Origin of the sequence: Salipiger pallidus (genome assembly GCF_014643635.1) — a bacterium.
GTDB lineage: Bacteria > Pseudomonadota > Alphaproteobacteria > Rhodobacterales > Rhodobacteraceae > Salipiger > Salipiger pallidus.
The window spans coordinates 341,556-358,502 of sequence record NZ_BMJV01000006.1; the positions used below are offsets into that span (position 1 = coordinate 341,556).

Annotated in this window: 13 protein-coding genes; 9 read left to right on the top strand and 4 right to left on the bottom strand. The window is 66.1% G+C overall.

What is annotated here, in order from left to right; translation table 11 throughout:
• The 5 genes from IEX41_RS15815 to cueR all read left to right on the top strand — a co-directional run bounded on the left by IEX41_RS15815 (position 1) and on the right by cueR (position 8,669).
• A complete protein-coding gene (locus IEX41_RS15815) occupies positions 1-2,583 on the top strand; it encodes a TIGR02302 family protein (protein ID WP_308421512.1) in 2,583 nt (860 codons plus the stop codon).
• A 740-nt stretch (positions 2,584-3,323) separates the two neighbouring features.
• Entirely contained in the window at positions 3,324-4,223 is a 900-nt protein-coding gene (locus IEX41_RS15820; RefSeq protein WP_188791220.1) for a bifunctional helix-turn-helix transcriptional regulator/GNAT family N-acetyltransferase, read from the top strand.
• A gap of 180 nt (positions 4,224-4,403) precedes the next feature.
• Positions 4,404-5,591 (top strand): dual-specificity RNA methyltransferase RlmN, encoded by a 1,188-nt coding sequence (gene rlmN, locus IEX41_RS15825; protein WP_188791221.1) that lies wholly within the window; start codon positions 4,404-4,406, stop codon positions 5,589-5,591.
• A 205-nt stretch (positions 5,592-5,796) separates the two neighbouring features.
• Positions 5,797-8,274 (top strand): heavy metal translocating P-type ATPase, encoded by a 2,478-nt coding sequence (locus IEX41_RS15830; protein WP_188791222.1) that lies wholly within the window; start codon positions 5,797-5,799, stop codon positions 8,272-8,274.
• On the top strand, positions 8,271-8,669 hold the full coding sequence (cueR, locus tag IEX41_RS15835) for a Cu(I)-responsive transcriptional regulator (RefSeq protein WP_188791223.1): 399 nt from the start codon (positions 8,271-8,273) through the stop codon (positions 8,667-8,669). The genes IEX41_RS15830 and cueR overlap by 4 nt, the downstream gene beginning before the upstream one ends.
• Positions 8,670-8,869: 200 nt before the next feature.
• Here cueR and IEX41_RS15840 read toward each other — a convergent pair whose 3' ends face one another.
• From IEX41_RS15840 to IEX41_RS15855, 4 genes are read right to left on the bottom strand one after another with little or no spacing between them, the layout of a single operon-like run.
• Complete coding sequence (locus IEX41_RS15840) at positions 8,870-9,625, bottom strand: iron ABC transporter ATP-binding protein (protein ID WP_188791224.1); 756 nt, start codon at positions 9,623-9,625, stop codon at positions 8,870-8,872.
• Positions 9,622-10,569, bottom strand: coding sequence for an iron chelate uptake ABC transporter family permease subunit (locus IEX41_RS15845; RefSeq protein ID WP_188791225.1), 948 nt, complete (start codon positions 10,567-10,569; stop codon positions 9,622-9,624). The genes IEX41_RS15840 and IEX41_RS15845 overlap by 4 nt, the downstream gene beginning before the upstream one ends.
• On the bottom strand, positions 10,562-11,497 hold the full coding sequence (locus IEX41_RS15850; RefSeq protein WP_188791226.1) for an iron chelate uptake ABC transporter family permease subunit: 936 nt from the start codon (positions 11,495-11,497) through the stop codon (positions 10,562-10,564). The genes IEX41_RS15845 and IEX41_RS15850 overlap by 8 nt, the downstream gene beginning before the upstream one ends.
• Positions 11,498-11,501: 4 nt before the next feature.
• Entirely contained in the window at positions 11,502-12,422 is a 921-nt protein-coding gene (locus tag IEX41_RS15855; protein ID WP_188791227.1) for a siderophore ABC transporter substrate-binding protein, read from the bottom strand.
• Between the two features lie 144 nt (positions 12,423-12,566).
• Here IEX41_RS15855 and IEX41_RS15860 point away from each other — a divergent pair, with 144 nt between their 5' ends.
• The 4 genes from IEX41_RS15860 to IEX41_RS15875 all read left to right on the top strand — a co-directional run bounded on the left by IEX41_RS15860 (position 12,567) and on the right by IEX41_RS15875 (position 16,934).
• Positions 12,567-12,851, top strand: coding sequence for a DUF2218 domain-containing protein (locus IEX41_RS15860; protein WP_373285650.1), 285 nt, complete (start codon positions 12,567-12,569; stop codon positions 12,849-12,851).
• 471 nt (positions 12,852-13,322) lie between these two features.
• The gene (locus IEX41_RS15865) at positions 13,323-14,477 is read left to right on the top strand and encodes a phosphoserine transaminase (protein WP_188791229.1); all 1,155 of its coding nucleotides are present in this window, start codon (positions 13,323-13,325) and stop codon (positions 14,475-14,477) included.
• A gap of 81 nt (positions 14,478-14,558) precedes the next feature.
• Positions 14,559-16,154 (top strand): phosphoglycerate dehydrogenase, encoded by a 1,596-nt coding sequence (gene serA, locus IEX41_RS15870; RefSeq protein ID WP_188791230.1) that lies wholly within the window; start codon positions 14,559-14,561, stop codon positions 16,152-16,154.
• A gap of 150 nt (positions 16,155-16,304) precedes the next feature.
• Complete coding sequence (locus tag IEX41_RS15875) at positions 16,305-16,934, top strand: HAD-IA family hydrolase (protein WP_188791231.1); 630 nt, start codon at positions 16,305-16,307, stop codon at positions 16,932-16,934.
• Positions 16,935-16,947 lie beyond the last annotated feature (13 nt).

Sequence of the window (16,947 nt, forward strand, 5' to 3'; positions counted from 1 at the left end):
ATGCCCAAGCAGGCGCGCCCCGAACAGGCCAGCCCCACCAGTTCCGGTCCCACCAGTTCCGAGGGTGATATTCTTGCTCCGGTGAAATGGCCCCTGCGCCTGACCCTGTGGGGTATGACCGCCGAACGCATCACCCGCGCCTTCTGGCCGCTGTGGTCCATCGTCATCGCCGCGCTGGCGGCGCTGATGCTGGGACTTCAGGACCTCGTCATGGTGGAATGGGTCTGGGGTACCGGTGCCGTGGCGCTGGCGGGGGCCGGCTGGGCCGCGTGGCGCGGCATCAGGATGATGCGCCTGCCGACGCGGGCGCAGGCGATCTCTCGCCTCGATGGGTCGATGACCGGCAACCCGATCCAGGCCGCGCTGGACGATCAGGCCATCGGTGCCGCCGACATGGGCTCGCAGGCCGTGTGGGACGCGCACCAATCACGCATGCGCAAGCGGCTTGCGGCGGCGAAAGCCGTCCAGCCCGACCTCAGGGTCGCCCGCGCCGATCCCTTTGCCCTGCGCTACGTCGCGCTGCTGGCGCTCGCGGCGGCGCTGATCTTCGGCTCGGTCCTGCGGGTGTCGTCGGTCACCGCCATGGGCCCGTCGGGCAGCGATCTGGCCTCGGGCCCCGCGTGGGAAGGCTGGATGGAGCCGCCGGGCTACACCCGCATGCCGGCCGTCTATCTCAATGACATCACCGCCCCCGGCATCGACGTGCCCGAGGGCGCGCAGATCACCCTGCGCATGTATGGCGAGGTCGGCGCGCTCAGCGTCGAGGAAACCGTCTCGGGGCGTGATCCGAACCCGGATGTGGCGCAGGACACGGCGCAGGAATTCGCCATCGCACGGTCCGGAAGGCTTGCCATCGACGGGCCCGGCGGCCGTGCGTGGGACATCTCGGTCACCGCCGACACGCCGCCCACCATCCGCCGCGAGGGGGAAATCGAATCAAGCTACGAGGGCGATGCCCAGATCCCCTTCGCTGCCACCGACGATTACGGCGTGGTGGCGGGCACCGCCCGGATCGAGCTGGCGCTTGACGAGGTGAACCGCTCCTACCTTCTGGCGGCTGAGCCCGAGGCGCGCGAGGCGATCGAGGTGCAGCTGCCCATGCCGATCGCAGGCGACCGTACCGAATTCACCGAAGCGCTGGTCGAGAATTTCTCCCAACATGCGTGGGCCAATCTGCCCGTCACGATCTCCATGCGCGTGGAGGACGAGGCAGGGCAGGTTGGCGAAACCGCCCCCGAGGTCATCACCCTTCCGGGGCGCAGATTCTTTGATCCTCTGGCCGCTGCGGTGATCGAGCAGCGCCGCGCCTTGCTCTGGACCCGTGATAACGCGCCCGACGTGGCGCAGATCCTGCGGGCGATCAGCTACCTGCCCGACGATGCCTTCCGCTCGGCGGTGCCTTACCTGAAGCTGCGCCACATCCTGCGGCAGGTGGAGGGTGACTTCACCACTGAGGCGCGGGACGAGGTGGTTCAGGCCATGTGGGATCTTGCCATCGAGCTGGAAGAGGGCGATCTGGCCTCCGCTCAGGAAAGGCTGCAACGGGCGCAGGAGCGTCTCGAAGAGGCGATGAAGAATGGCGCCTCCGAACAGGAGATTGCCGAGCTGATGCAGGAGCTGCGCGAAGCGACGGACGACTACCTCCGCCAGCTGTCGCGGCAGGCCCAGCAGCAGGGCGACCAGAACCCCGAGATGTCGCAGTCTCAGGACATGGTCGAGATGAGCCAGAACGACCTTCAAGGCATGATGGACCGCATTCAGGAGCTCATGGAGGAAGGCCGCATGGACGAGGCCGCCGAAGCGCTGCGTCAGCTTCAGGAAATGATGGAGAACATGCAGGTCACCCAGGGCCAGCAGGGCCAGTCGTCCGGCGAGCAGGCCATGGAAGGCCTTGGTGAGACGCTGCGCGAACAGCAGGGTCTGTCGGACGAGGCGTTCCGCGAGCTGCAGGAGCAGTACAATCCCGGCCAGCAAGGGCAGCAGGGCCAACAGGGTATGCAAGGCCAGCAAGGTCAGGGTCAGCAGGGCCAACAGCAGGGACAGGGCGAGGATGGTCAGCAGGGTCAGGGGGGGCAACAGTCTCTCGAGGATAGCCTTGCCCAGCGGCAGCAGCAGCTGCGCAACGAGCTGAACCGCCAGAGCCAGAACCTTCCCGGTGCCGGCACCGAGGCCGGCGAGGCCGCGCGAGATCAGCTTGGCCGCGCCGGAGAGGCCATGGACGGTGCCGAAGAGGCGCTGCGTGACGGTGATCTTCCCGGTGCCATCGACCGGCAGAGCCAGGCCATGGAAGCGCTTCGCGAGGGCATGCGGTCTCTTGGCGAGGCGATGGCTCAGCAAGGCCAGCAGCAGGGCGAGGGCCAGCAAGGCCAGATGGAAGGCGGAGATCCGGGCCAGCAGCGCGACCCGCTGGGCCGCAACGCGGGGGCCAACGGTCAGCTTGGCAGCGATGAGAGCATGGTGCAGGACGAGGACGTCTACCGTCGCGCCCGAGAACTGCTGGACGAGATCCGCCGCCGTTCCGGCGACGGCGAACGTCCCCAAGAGGAACTCGACTACCTCGAGCGACTCCTCGAACGGTTCTGATGCGGCTCCGCATGTGCGGGGCGGCCCTCAGCAGATGTGGGTCGGGCGGGAAGCTTCAGGCTTTGGCTCCGCATGCGTGGGATGGCCTCGTGCGGCCTGGCCTTGGTTTGCTTCACCTCGCTGACTGATGCAAAAGCGGCACGGGCTGACGCCTCTTGGCGTTTTCACGATAAAGGCGCTGGCGAAACGCGGCACCGGTCCGCGTTTTTCCGCTCGGAGCGGAGGCGTGGTTCGCACTGACGCTCGGAGCCTGGCATATGGCATTTGTCGTCTGACACCATTCGGCGCGTCCACGAGGAAAGCTGGTGCCGTCGTCCTGCGGCGCTCCGCGTATCGGCTGGTCAGTGTGGGTTCTGAGGTTCGATACCTGCTTGGCAGCTGTGATCTTGCATGTCCCGATGTTTCGATGTTTCGATGTTTCGATGTTTCGATGTTTCGATGTTTCGATGTTTCGATGTTTCGATGTTTCGATGTTTCGATGTTTCGATGTTTCGATGTTTCGATGTTTCGATGTTTCGATGTTTCGATGTTTCGATGTTTCGATGTTTCGATGTTTCGATGTTTCGATGTTTCGATGTCTCGATGTCTCGATGTCCCAGTGTCCAGCCTCGCGCGGCATCCGTCCTCCGAATGCGCTCCGGATGCTATGCAGGATCACGGCCCACATCTCTGACATGAGTCAGCTATTGCTCTTGGTAGCCCTCTCTGACAAAAGTCAGAAAAATTGCGCCGGAGCCGTCATGTCTAACACCTCATCTTCCGACCTGCTTAACAATGCCGTAGCCCGCACACGTCGGTTCCACCGCGCGGTGACCACCGAGGCCGGGGTGCTCGACGACAGCTTCCTTGGTCGTGGCCGACCGCTGGGACCGGCGCGGGTGCTCAACGCCATCGGACATGGCCGTCGCGACGTGACCGAGATCCGTGGTTATCTCGGGCTCGATTCCGGGCTGATGAGCCGCCTGCTGCGCGGTCTGGAGGATGAGGGCCTTGTCACCGTCAGCCCCGATCCGCAGGATGCCCGCCGTCGCCTTGCTGCGCTCACCACGAAAGGGGCGGAAGAGTTCGCCGCCTATGATGCGCTGTCCGACGATCAGGCGGCGCGGATCCTTGCCCGCTATCCCCGCCCCGAGACGCTTCTGGCAGCCATGGACATCGTTGCCACCGCCCTTGGAATCGAGCGCACCGAGATCATCGAGACCGACCCCCGCGATCCCCGTGCCGTCGCCTGCCTGAGCGCCTATTACGAAGAGCTGGGACAGCGGCTGAAGACTGGATTCGACGTGTCGCTGTCCGCCGATCCCGAGGCCACGGCCATGATGTCCCCGCGGGGGGCCTTCCTTGTGGCGATCAGCGACGGCATGCCCATTGGCTGTGTCGGGCTCAAGGGCACCGACAAGGGCTATGCCGAGGTCAAGCGCCTGTGGACCGCGCCCTCCGCCCGGGGGATGGGGCTGGCAAAGCGGCTGATGGCCGTGCTCGAGGACAGGGCGCGCGATCTTGGCATCGGGCTGCTCCGGCTCGACAGCAACAGCGCGCTGCCCGAGGCCATCGCCATGTACCGCAGTGCCGGATGGACAGAAATCGACCGCTTCAACGATGATCCCTACCCGGACCACTTCTTCGAAAAGGCGCTTTAGCCGCGATCTCTGCCCAAGGTTCCCGGCCCAGCACTCCCGCCCGACAAATCCGGCCCGGTTGTGTCGCCTTGCAGAGCGCGCAAGGCTGGGTGCCACGGGGCCGAAACCATCCACAGCCCCCTTTGTTTTTCGCGCCGAATCCTGTATGGGGGGCGCTTCCTCAGCCAAAGGATCGACGCCATGGCCGCAGATGCGCCCATCACCCAGGACCTGGTGACCATTCCCCGCAAGCTGCCCGATGGCGGCAAGGTGAACCTCGTTGGGCTCACCCGCACCGCCATGCGCGACGCGCTCATTGCCATGGGCACGCCGGAAAAGCAGGCCAAGATGCGGGTGAACCAGCTGTGGCAGTGGATCTACCACTGGGGCGTGCGCGAGTTCTCGGCGATGACCAACCTCGCCAAGGACTACCGCGCCAAGCTCGAAGAGCATTTCGAGATCACGCTCCCCGAGATCGTGTCCAAGAACGTCTCGACCGACGGCACCCGCAAGTATCTTGTCCGCATCGCCGGCGGCCACGAGGTCGAGGTGGTCTACATCCCTGAGACCGATCGCGGCACCCTGTGCATCTCGAGCCAGGTGGGCTGCACGCTGACCTGTTCGTTCTGCCACACCGGCACGCAGAAGCTGGTGCGCAACCTGACCGCCGGCGAGATCGTCGGGCAGGTGATGCTGGCGCGCGATGACCTTGACGAATGGCCCGCCCCGGGCACCGGCACCGGCGACAAGGGCCCGCGCCTTCTGTCGAACATCGTGCTGATGGGCATGGGCGAGCCGCTCTACAACTTCGACAACGTGCGTGATGCCATGAAGATCGTCATGGACGGCGAGGGCATCGCCCTGTCGCGCCGCCGGATCACGCTGTCGACCTCGGGTGTCGTGCCGGAAATCGCCAAATGTGCCGAGGAAATCGGCTGCCTGATGGCGGTGAGCTTCCACGCCACCACCGACGAGGTGCGCAACAAGCTGGTGCCGATCAACAAGCGCTGGAACATCGAAGAGCTGCTGAACGCCCTGCGCGAATACCCGCGCCTGTCGAACTCCGAGCGGATCACTTTTGAATATGTGATGCTCAAGGATGTGAACGACACCGACGCCGATGCGCGCCGCCTCGTGAACCTAATCAAGGGCATCCCGGCCAAGATCAACCTGATCCCCTTCAATGAATGGCCCGGCGCGCCCTACGAGCGGTCGGACTGGGAGCGGATCGAGCGTTTTGCCGACATCGTGCACAAGGCCGGTTACGCCTCGCCCATCCGTACCCCGCGCGGCGAGGACATCATGGCCGCCTGCGGTCAGCTTAAGTCCGCGACCGAGCGCGCCCGCAAGTCCCGCGCCCAGATCGCGGCGGAAACCGGCACCGCCTGATCCGGCCTGCCTTCCATCAACGGAAGGCACCGGCGACACCCGCCGCGAGCGGCCTCGCGGCGGCAGGCTGCGCGGGAGCGGGCCACCGAGAGAACACGCCAGAGGCGCCGCGAAATCTTCGCCGGCGCCTCTTGACCTTACAGTGACTGGAAGCCTTATCTGACCTGTCATCCCCCTGATGCGTGGGGTGAACAGGAGAAAGATCATGGCCAGCGATGCAATCCGTTTCGAAGTGACGGGCCTCAATTGCGGCGGTTGCGCGGGGCGCGCGCAGAAGGCGCTCGCCGCCGTGCCCGGCGTGTCCGACGCATCTGTGAATCTTGCCAACCGCATGGCGACGGTCACCGGCGACACCGGCAGCAGCACCCTGCGCGATGCGCTGGCCAAGGCGGGCTATCCGGCGCGCGAATCCCGTGTGACCCTCGGGATCGAGGGGATGAGCTGCGCCTCCTGCGTGGCGCGGGTGGAAAAGGCGCTGAATGCGGTGCCGGGGGTGCTTGCGGCGCATGTGAACCTTGCCACGGAAACTGCAGACGTGACGGTGCTTGCAGGCAGCAGTGATCCCGCCGAACTGGCCCGCGTGGTGACCGAGGCCGGCTACACCGCCCGCCCCGCCGGTGACGACAGCGCCGAGGTGGCGGCCCGTAAGGATGCCGAAGGCCGGGCGCTGAAGCGTGACCTTATCGTCGCCGCCGCGCTCACGCTGCCGGTGTTCCTCGTTGAGATGGGGGGGCATCTCATTCCTGGCCTGCACATGCGGCTCATGGAGAGCATCGGACAGACGACGCTCTGGGCTTTTGAATTCCTCCTGATCACTACCGTTCTGGCGGTCCCCGGACGGCGGTTCTACCGCGTCGGGGTGCCGCTGCTGTTCAAGGGCGCGCCCGACATGAACACTCTGGTGGCACTCGGGACGGCTGCGGCCTGGGGCTATTCCACCGTGGCTTTGCTGCTGCCGGGCGTCCTGCCGGAGGCAGCGCGGGCGGTTTATTTCGAGGCGGCGGGGGTGATCGTCGCCCTGATCCTGCTGGGCCGCTTTCTCGAGGCGCGGGCCAAGGGCCGCACCGGCGCCGCCATCCGCAAGCTCATCGGCCTGCGCCCCGACACCGCCCGCGTGGACCGGGGCGGCACCGTCATCGAGCTGCCCACCGCCGAGGTCCAGCCCGGCGACGTGGTCCATGTCCGCCCCGGCGAGCGCATCGCGGTGGACGGGGAGGTGCTGACCGGTGACAGCCGCATCGACGAGAGCATGATCTCAGGCGAGCCGGTGCCCGTGCGCAAGGGGCCGGGGGATATGGTCACCGGCGGCACGGTCAACGGAGGCTCTGCCATCAGCTTTCGCGCCACGGCGGTGGGCAGCGACACCATGCTGGCGCGCATCGTCGCCATGGTCGAACAGGCACAGGGTGCGCGGCTGCCGATCCAGGCGCTGGCCGACCGGGTGGTGACGTGGTTTGTGCCCGCCGTCATGGGCGTCGCCGCGCTGACCTTCCTTGCGTGGCTGGCGCTGGGGCCTAGCCCGGCGCTGACCCATGCGCTGGTGGCGGCGGTGTCGGTGCTCATCATTGCCTGCCCCTGCGCCATGGGGCTTGCGACGCCCACCTCGATCATGGTCGGCACGGGCCGCGCCGCCGAGCTGGGCGTGCTGTTCCGCAAGGGTGACGCGCTGCAACGGCTCGAGGCCACCGGCATCGTCGCCTTCGACAAGACCGGCACGCTGACCGAAGGCCGCCCGTCGCTGGTGCGCATCGTCACGGCGGAGGGCGTGGACGAGGCGGCGCTTCTCACCCGCGTGGCCAGTGCCGAGCAGGGGTCCGAGCACCCCATCGCCCGCGCGCTGGAGCAGGCCGCCGAGGGGCCGCTGGTGCAGCCCGCCTCGGTCGAGGCCATCGCAGGCCACGGGCTTGCCGCCGAGGTGGACGGCCGTCGTCTGCTGATCGGTGCGGCCCGGCTGATGACGCGCGAGGCCATCGACATCGCGCCGCTGGCCGCCGCCCATGACGAGGTGGCAAAGGCCGGGCAGACCCCGGTTCTGGTGGCCGAGGACGGGCGCATCGTGGCGGTCTTCGGCATTGCCGACGCGGTCAAGCCCGGCGCCCGCGCCGTCGTTGCCGCGCTGCATGAGCAGGGCCTGCGCACGGCGCTCATCACCGGGGACACCGTCGCCACCGCTCAGGCCATCGCCGCGCAGCTCGGGATCGATCATGTGGAGGCCGAAGTGCTGCCCGAAGGCAAGCTCGACGCGGTGAAGCGCCTGCGCGCCGCCCATGGCCCGGTGGCCTTTGTCGGGGACGGCATCAACGATGCCCCCGCACTGGCCGAGGCCGAGGTGGGTATTGCCATCGGCACCGGCACCGACATCGCCATCGAAAGTGCCGACGTGGTGCTGCGCTCGGGCGATCCGCGCGGCGTGGTCGAGGCGCTGCATCTCAGCCGTGCGGTGCTGCGCAACATCCGCCAGAACCTCGGCTGGGCCTTTGGCTATAACGTGGCGCTGATCCCGGTGGCGGCGGGGGCGCTTTACCCCGCGACGGGGATGCTGCTGTCGCCGATGCTGGCGGCGGGGGCCATGGCGCTCAGTTCCGTCTTCGTGCTGTCGAATGCGCTGCGCCTGCGCCGGCTTGCCCCGGCACTGGCGCAGCCCGAATCGGCGGCCCCTGCAACAAAGGAAAGCCTCGCATGAACATCGGAGACGTTGCCGCCCGTTCGGGCCTGCCCGCCAAGACCATCCGCTATTACGAGGACATCGGCCTCGTGACCCCGAAGCGTAGCGAAAACGGCTACCGCGCCTTCGCCGAAGCGGATCTGCACAAGTTGGCCTTTCTCGCACGGGCGCGGGCGCTGGGGTTCAGCATCGAGGATTGCCGCGCCCTTCTGGGACTTTACGAGGATGACGCCCGCGCCAGCGCCGATGTGCGCAAGCTGGCGGTGTCGCACCTTGCCGAGATCGAGGACAAGATCGCCCAGCTGCGCGAGATGCAGGCCACGCTGCAGGTGCTGGTCGATGCCTGCCACGGCGACAACCGCCCTGACTGCCCGATCCTCGCAGGGCTGTCGACGACCCCGCGCGGCGGCTGATGCGGCGATGTCTTGGGGCCGACAAGCCAATCTGCCAATACCGGCGATGACCTTGGCACGCTCGCCGTCAGTACCTTGCGATGGGCAAGCCGGCGCTCGCGCAGTGGCCTTCGATCCTTAAGCAAAAGGGGCAGGGGGTACGCGGGCTGATGAATCGCGAGGCTCGCCGGCACACGGGCGCCCCGAGGGCTCGGCGGCGTCTACCGCGCCACCACCACCTTGCGGCCACGATGTTCCAGTAGCTCGAAGGGCGTGTCGAAGACTTCGCGCAGAGTGGGCTCGGTCAGCAGCTCGTGGCTGGTGTCCTGTGCCACGATCCGCCCGTCCTTCATCGCGACGATGTGGTCGGCCCAGCCCGCCGCCGCGTTGATGTCGTGCAGCACGATGACGATGCTGCGCGCCCCGTCCCGCGACAGCCCGTGCAGCCGCGCCATCAGGTCCCGCGCATGGCGCGGATCGAGTGCGTTCAGAGGTTCGTCCAGCAGCATCCATGGCGTGTCCTGCGCCCATGTCATGGCGATGAACGCCCGCTGGCGTTGACCGCCCGACAGAGTGGCGATGGTGCGCTCTGCGAGGTCGGTCAGAGAAAAGGCGGTTAGTGCCCGTTCGACCATGTCACGATCTTCGGCCTTTGGGCGGCCCTGATGATGCGGCCAGCGGCCAAAGCTTACCAGGTCGCGCACGCTCAGGCGGCTGACCAGCACCGGCGATTGCTGCAGCAGGGCGACAACGCGGGCGCGCTCCTCGGGGCGCACGGCCAGCGGGTCGATGCCGTCAATGCGCACGGACCCGGCAGAGGGCGTCTCCAGCCCCGACAGGCAATGCAGCAGCGTCGACTTGCCCGCGCCGTTGGGGCCGATGAGGGCGGTGATCCCGCCCTTCTCGATCCGGGTCGAGACATCGTGCAGGATACGGGTGTCGCCCGCAGCGTAGCTCAGGTTGGACACCTCGATCATCGGCGCGCCTTTTTCTGAAGGACGAGGGCAAGGAACAACAGCCCTCCAAAGAATTCCACGATCACCGCCAGCGCCGATTGCGCGCCCATCAGCCGCTCGAACACGAACTGCCCGGCAACGAGGATCAGCGCCCCGATCAGCGCGGCGGCGGGCAGCAGCACCGCGTGGCGGTGCGTGTTCGTCAGGCGGCGGGCAAGGCTTGCGGTCAGCAGGCCAAGGAAGGTGATCGGCCCCACGAGGGCGGTGGACACGGACACCATCGCCGCCATCAAGAGCAGAGCCATCATCACCACACGGTCATGGTTCAGACCGAGCCCCCGCGCGGTTTCCCGGCCCAGCCCCGCCACGTCTAGCGCCGGCGCCATGCGCAGCGCCGCGGCGAGCGAGGCCAGAAGCACCATGGCAGACACCGCAAGCTGGCCGTTGTCCACGTTGCCGAAGCTGGCAAAGATCGCCTGTTGCACCACGGCAAATTCCGACGGATCCATCATGCGCTGCACCATCTCGGCCAGCCCGCGCAGCAGCACGCCAAGGATGACGCCGGTGAGAATCATCTTGGTGATGTCCCGGGCATCGCGCCGCAACAGCAGCCCGAAGAGGGCGGCGGAACAGACCGCAAGCGCCACGAGCTCCATCAGGAAACGCAGGCCCCCGGGAATCTGCGCCGCGCCGACACCGCCAAGCGCCACCACAAGCAGCGTCTGAAGCAGCACAAAAAGCGCGTCGAACCCCACGAGGCCCGGCGTCAGCAGCCGGTTGCCCGCAACGGTCTGGAACAGCACCGTGGCCGCGCCGGTGGCGGCCCCGACGCAGACCAGCGCCCCCAGCTTGGCGGCGCGCAGTTCGAGGATGAAGCCGTAAGGCGCGCGGATCTGCCACGCGAGGAAGCCCGCGCAGATCATCAGCAGCCCGAGGCCAAGGAAGAGAACACGACGCTCAGCCATGGCGACGCCCCGGCGCGGCATGCAGCAGCCACAGGAAGACGGCGGCGCCGAAGACGGCGATGACCGTGGCGGCGGGGATCTCGAAGGGGAAGCGCACGATGCGGCCGATCACGTCTGCGGCCAGCAGCAGCGCACCGCCGCCCACGGCGATCAACGGCAGATTGGCGCGCAGGTTGTCGCCGCGCCAGCGCGCGACGATGTTGGGGGCGACAAGCCCCACGAAGGGGAAGGCACCCACGGTCACCAGCACCAGCGCGGTGATCACCGACACCACCACCAGCCCCAGCATCCGCGTCTGCGCGTAATCGAGGCCAAGGCTGCGCGCCTGCGTCTCGCCAAGCCCCAGAATGGTGATGCGGTCGGCGATGACATAGAGAAGCCCGGCCAGCGCGGCGATGGCCCAGAGCCATTCGTACCGCCCGATCATCACGCCGGAAAACTCGCCAAGCCGCCATGCTCCCAGCGATTGCATGAGGTCCGCGCTCCAGGCGATGTAGACACCCACGGCGCCAAGCACCCCGCCATAGACGATGCCGACGATGGGCAGCAGCATCGGGTCTTCACGGGGCAGGCGGGCGGCAAGGGCAAGATAGCCCAGCATCCCCACCATCGCAGCGGCGGCGGCCACCAGCATCTTGCCGGCGACGGCCATGCCCGGGACCAGCAGCATCACTGCCAGAAGGCCTAGCATCGACGCTTCGGGCGCGCCGGTGAAGGACGGCTCGACCATGCGGTTCTGAACGACCTGCTGCACCACGACCCCCGCTAGGGCAAGGCCCGCGCCCGCCAGCAGCGCCGCGGCGGTGCGGGGAATGCGGCTGACCACCATGAGCCAGACGGGATCGTCCCCCATGGAGGCAACCCCGATAAGCAGACTGGCCACGACAAGCGCGGCCAGCAGGGCAAGTGTGATCAGCCAAGCCTTCAAGGTATCAGCTTTCGCTTGCCGAGGTCTCGAAGGCGGCCAGCACTTCGTCCAGCGTCTGGATCAGCGACGATGCGCCACCGCCCGAAATGTACATGGGGCCGGGGGACAGGTAGACGATGTGGTCGTTCTGTGCCGCGCGGGTGCTGGCGACGATCTGGTTGTCGAGCGTGGCACGCGCCGCTTCGCCATCGGCCTGAATGGCCGCGCCGCGGTCGATAACGAAGATCCAGTCGGGGTCGGCCTCGGCGATGAACTCAAAGCTGATGGCCTGGCCGTGACGGTCCGCTTCGAGGCCCGGATGCGCCTCGGGCATGCCAAGCGCGCCGTGCAGCCAGCCAAAGCGGCTGTCGGCACCGAAGGCCGAGATCTTGCCGCCGTTGGTCAGGATCACCAGCGCGTCACCTTGGGTTTCGGCGGCGGCGCGCACGGCGGTGACCTTTTCGTCAAGCTCGGCCGCCAGCTCTTCGGCCTCGGCTTCCATGCCGAAGAGGGTGCCGTAGGAGATGACCGTCTCGCGGGTCTCGGCCACCATGTCGCGGCCTTCGTTGGTCATGTCGATGGTGGTTGCGATGCGGCTCAGGCCGTCCACCACGGCCGAGGACCGGCCACCGGCGACGATGAGGTCAGGCTGCAGCACGGCAAGCGCCTCGTAATCGGGCTCGAACAGGGTACCGACGGTTTGGGCATCGGGCTGCGCTTCGTCGATGCCCTCGATGTAGAGCGGTGCGGGCAGGCCGGCGATAGGCTGACCCAGCGCGGTGATGGTGTCGGCGGCAGGCGCGTCGAAAACCACGACCTTTTCGGGGGCGGCGGTCAGTTCGACCGGGCCGGTGGCGGTGTCGATGGTGACGACCTGGTCGTCCTGGGCAGCCGCCGCAGAGGCGGAGAGACCGGCAACAAGCCCGGCGATGAGCAGATGGCGCATGATACGGCTCCAGTGATCTGGTTGGGCGCGTGGCGTGGCATCTGCCGGCTTCGCTGGGATGTGATCGTGATGCCAATTGTTCCCGGCAGCTGCAATGTGTAATCTGACATAAATTATCAACTTTCGGAGTACGCCTTGATGTCAATGAAAGAAACGGGGGTCTTCGAGACTTCGAATGCCTCGAAATACCTGCAACAGCTGTGCAAGCACTTCGCGCACAAGGTTGAGGTGGAGTATGACGAGACCTCGGGCCGTGCCGAGTTGTTCTCGGGGCCGGCCATCATGAGTGCCACGCCCGAGCGGCTGACAGTCACGATCACCGCCGAAGACGAAGATGGTCTTGAAAAGGCGCGCGGCGCGATCGACCGGCACCTTGAGAAGTTCGCCTTCCGCGAGGACTTCAAGACAATGAGCTGGACTGCTGCCTGACGGGTACTGCCCGATCAGGCGCTTGCAGGGCCTTCGGTGCCCGGTGGATAAGGCCCCCTTGCGGGGCCTTTGTCATGCGTGGGTCTTCGAGTGCCGTCCGGGCCGCGAGGGATCGGTGCCGGGGCCGAGTCGCTTTTGGGGCTGCGGTGCTTCGGCGCGTGACCTTCCGTAACCTATCGGAAACTTTGCCGGTGAAAACTTGCATGGGCCCTGCGGCGTAGGGCGCGCGCAATCGCACATAACCGACATGGCGGTAGGGCGACCGGAGCGCCTATAGTATCAATTAAAATCAATAGCTTGTGGCCATTCAGAAGCCGGAACTCCATGCGCGGTCCTGCGCCATGGATGCCGCAAAGCGTCGCGAATGGGTCGCAAACGAAACGCTTGCTATCTGCAGCGGCGCACCCTAAGTGCAGCGGCGGGACACCCTTCCCCAACGAAGGGCATCTATCTGTAAGGTTAGGCTACATAATGGCTGATAAGCACCCCACCGCACGCCCGGCGAATCCGCGTTTTTCGTCCGGCCCCTGCGCCAAGATCCCCCATTTCACTGTCGATATGCTGGCTGATGCCGCGCTCGGTCGGTCGCACCGTGCCAAGATCGGCAAGGAAAAGCTCGCCGCTGCCATTGAAGGCACCCGCGAGATCCTCGGCATTCCCGCCGACTACAAGATCGGCATCGTTCCCGCGTCCGACACAGGCGCCGTCGAGATGGCGATGTGGTCGCTGCTGGGCGAACGCAAGGCCACCATGGTTGCATGGGAAAGCTTCGGCGCAGGCTGGGTCACCGACGTGGTCAAGCAGCTGAAGATCGACGCTGAGGTCAAGACCGCCGATTATGGCGACATCGTCGACCTTGCCACCGTCGATTTCGACACCGACGTCGTCTTCACCTGGAACGGCACCACCTCGGGCGTGCGCCTCCCGAACGGCGATGCGATCCCCGCGGACCGCGCTGGCCTGACCATCTGCGACGCCACCTCGGCGGCCTTCGCGCAGGACCTGCCCTGGGACAAGCTCGACGTGACCACCTTCTCCTGGCAGAAGGTGATGGGCGGCGAAGCGGCCCACGGCATGCTGATCCTGTCGCCCCGTGCGGTCGAGCGTCTCGAGAACTACACCCCTGCATGGCCCTTGCCGAAAATCTTCCGCCTGACCAAGGGCGGCAAGCTGATCGAGGGCATCTTCAAGGGTGAGACGATCAACACCCCCTCCATGCTCGCGGTCGAGGATTACCTCGTCGCACTGGACTGGGCGAAGAAGATCGGCGGCCTGAAGGCGCTGCAGGAACGCGCGGACACCAACGCCAAGGTGCTGTGGGACTTCTGCGACCGCAACGACTGGATCGCGAACCTTGCCAATGATCCGGCAACCCGGTCGAACACCAGCGTTTGCCTCAAGTTCACCGACGATCGCATCCAGGACGGCCCCGCCTTTGCCAAGGCCGTGGCCAAGAAACTGGAAGATCACGGCGTTGCGCTGGATGTCGGTGCGTACCGCGATGCTCCGGCTGGCCTGCGCATCTGGTGCGGTGCGACGATCGAGGCATCGGACGTCGAGGCGCTGACCCTCTGGCTCAAGTGGGCCTTCGAGGAAGCCCTCGAAGCGCAGACCGCCGCCGCCTGATCCGCTGACCACACCCAATTGCTGAGCGGTGGGCCTTTTGGCCCACCGGACACTCCCCGTATATCCGAAGGATACCCGAAAATGCCCAAGGTTCTCGTTTCCGACAAGCTTTCCGAAACCGCCGTCCAGATCTTCCGCGATCGCGGCATCGAGGTCGACTACCTGCCCGACGTCGGCAAGGACAAGGAAAAGCTCGCCGAGATCATCGGCCAGTATGATGGCCTCGCCATCCGCTCCGCGACCAAGGTGACGCCGTCGCTGCTCGAGCATGCGACCAACCTCAAGGTCGTGGGCCGTGCCGGCATCGGCACCGACAACGTCGACAAGGAAGCGTCTTCCAAGAAAGGCGTGATCGTGATGAACACGCCCTTCGGCAACATGATCACCACCGCCGAACATGCTATTGCGATGATGTTCTCGGTCGCGCGCCAGATCCCCGAAGCCGACGCCTCGACCCAGGCGGGCAAATGGGAAAAGTCGAAGTTCATGGGCGTCGAGCTGACCGGCAAGACCCTTGGCGTCATCGGCGCGGGCAACATCGGCGGTATCGTCTGCGACCGTGCACGCGGCCTCAAGATGAAGGTCGTGGCCTATGACCCCTTCCTCTCCGCCGAGAAGGCCGAGGACATGCAGGTCGAGAAGGTCGAGCTTGACGAGCTTCTGAAGCGCGCCGATTTCATCACCCTGCACGTGCCGCTGACCGATGGCACCCGCAACATCCTGTCCGCCGAGAACCTCGCCAAGACCAAGAAGGGCGTGCGGATCATCAACTGTGCCCGTGGCGGCCTCGTGGACGAGGCGGCTCTGGCCGAGCTGCTGAAATCCGGCCACGTCGCCGGTGCCGCCTTCGACGTGTTCGCGGAAGAGCCCGCCAAGGACAACGTGCTCTTCGGTCTGCCGAACGTGGTCTGCACCCCGCACCTTGGCGCATCGACCACCGAAGCGCAGGAGAACGTGGCCCTTCAGGTGGCCGAGCAGATGTCGGATTACCTGCTGACCGGTGCCGTGACCAACGCGCTCAACATGCCGTCGGTGACCGCCGAGGAAGCCAAGGTCATGGGCCCCTGGATCAAGACCGCCGGCCATCTGGGCAACTTCATCGGCCAGATGACCGATGACGAGCCGATCAAGTCGATCAACATCCTCTACGATGGCGAAGCGTCCACGATGAACCTGCAGGCGCTGAACTGCGCGCTGATCGCGGGCATCATGAAGACCGTGAACCCCGAGGTGAACATGGTCTCCGCCCCGGCGCTGGCCAAGGATCGCGGCATCAAGATCGCCACGACCAATCAGGCGCAGTCGGGCGTGTTCGAAGGCTACATCAAGGTGACCATCACCACCCCGACCAAGGAGCGTTCGATCGCGGGCACCGTGTTCTCGGATGGCAAGCCGCGCTTCATCCAGATCAAGGGCATCAACATCGACGCCGAAGTGGGTGAGCACATGCTCTACACCACGAACGAGGACATCCCCGGCATCATCGGCAAGCTCGGCACCATGCTGGGCGAGCACAAGGTGAACCTTGCGAACTTCACTCTTGGCCGGTCGATCCAGGGCGGCGAGGCCATCGCGATCTCGTACCTCGATGAGGCGATTGCCGAGAGCGCGGTCAAGGCGCTCAAGGACACCGGCCTCTTCCGGCAGGTGAAGCCGCTGCAGTTCGACATGAACTGATACTGTCTCTACTAAATTCAGAAGGGGCGTCCGGATACGGGCGCCCCTTTTGCGTTCCCGCCCATGATGTCTGGCCCGAAAGGTGGCTTTCGGGCTGTGCAGGCATTAGGTCAGTCGGGGATGGCCTGCCGCCGCCTTGAAGGAGGAGACATGGAAGGAGGACACAAGGTCCGCTGCCTGATGCTCGACGTCGATGGCGTGCTGGTACACGGCTGCCCGGAAGGCAACCGTGGCTGGAGCACGCGTCTGCAGGAGGATCTCGGCCTGTCTCCCGAAGAGCTGGAGCAGGGGGGTTTCGTCCGGGACTGGCCCGAGATCGTCGTGGGCCGCATGGGTCTTCGCCCCGCGCTTGAACGGTTCCTGTCGGAGGTCGGATCGTCCGTCAGCGCCGAGGCCCTGCTAAGTTACTGGTTCGCGAAGGACTCCCGCATCGACATGGCGGTTCTGGACGATTGCCGCGCGGCACGGGCGGGCGGCCTCGCGGTTTACCTGGCCACCAACCAGGAGCATCTGCGTGCGGCGTATCTCATGCAGGACATGGGGTTGGGCGCGGAGGTGGAAGGCATCTTTCATTCTGCGCAACTGGGCGCGCGCAAGCCCTCTCCGGAGTTCTACGCAAAAGCCGAACGCCTGAGCGGTCTCCCGGCGCCCGAGATTTTGCTGGTGGACGACACCGCCGCCAACGTTGACGCCGCGCGCGCGGCGGGTTGGCAGGCGGTGCACTGGGACGGAAGAGAGCCGCTGGCCGAGATCCTGCGCCGTTGCGGCGCCGTCTGCTAGCGCGAACAATCCG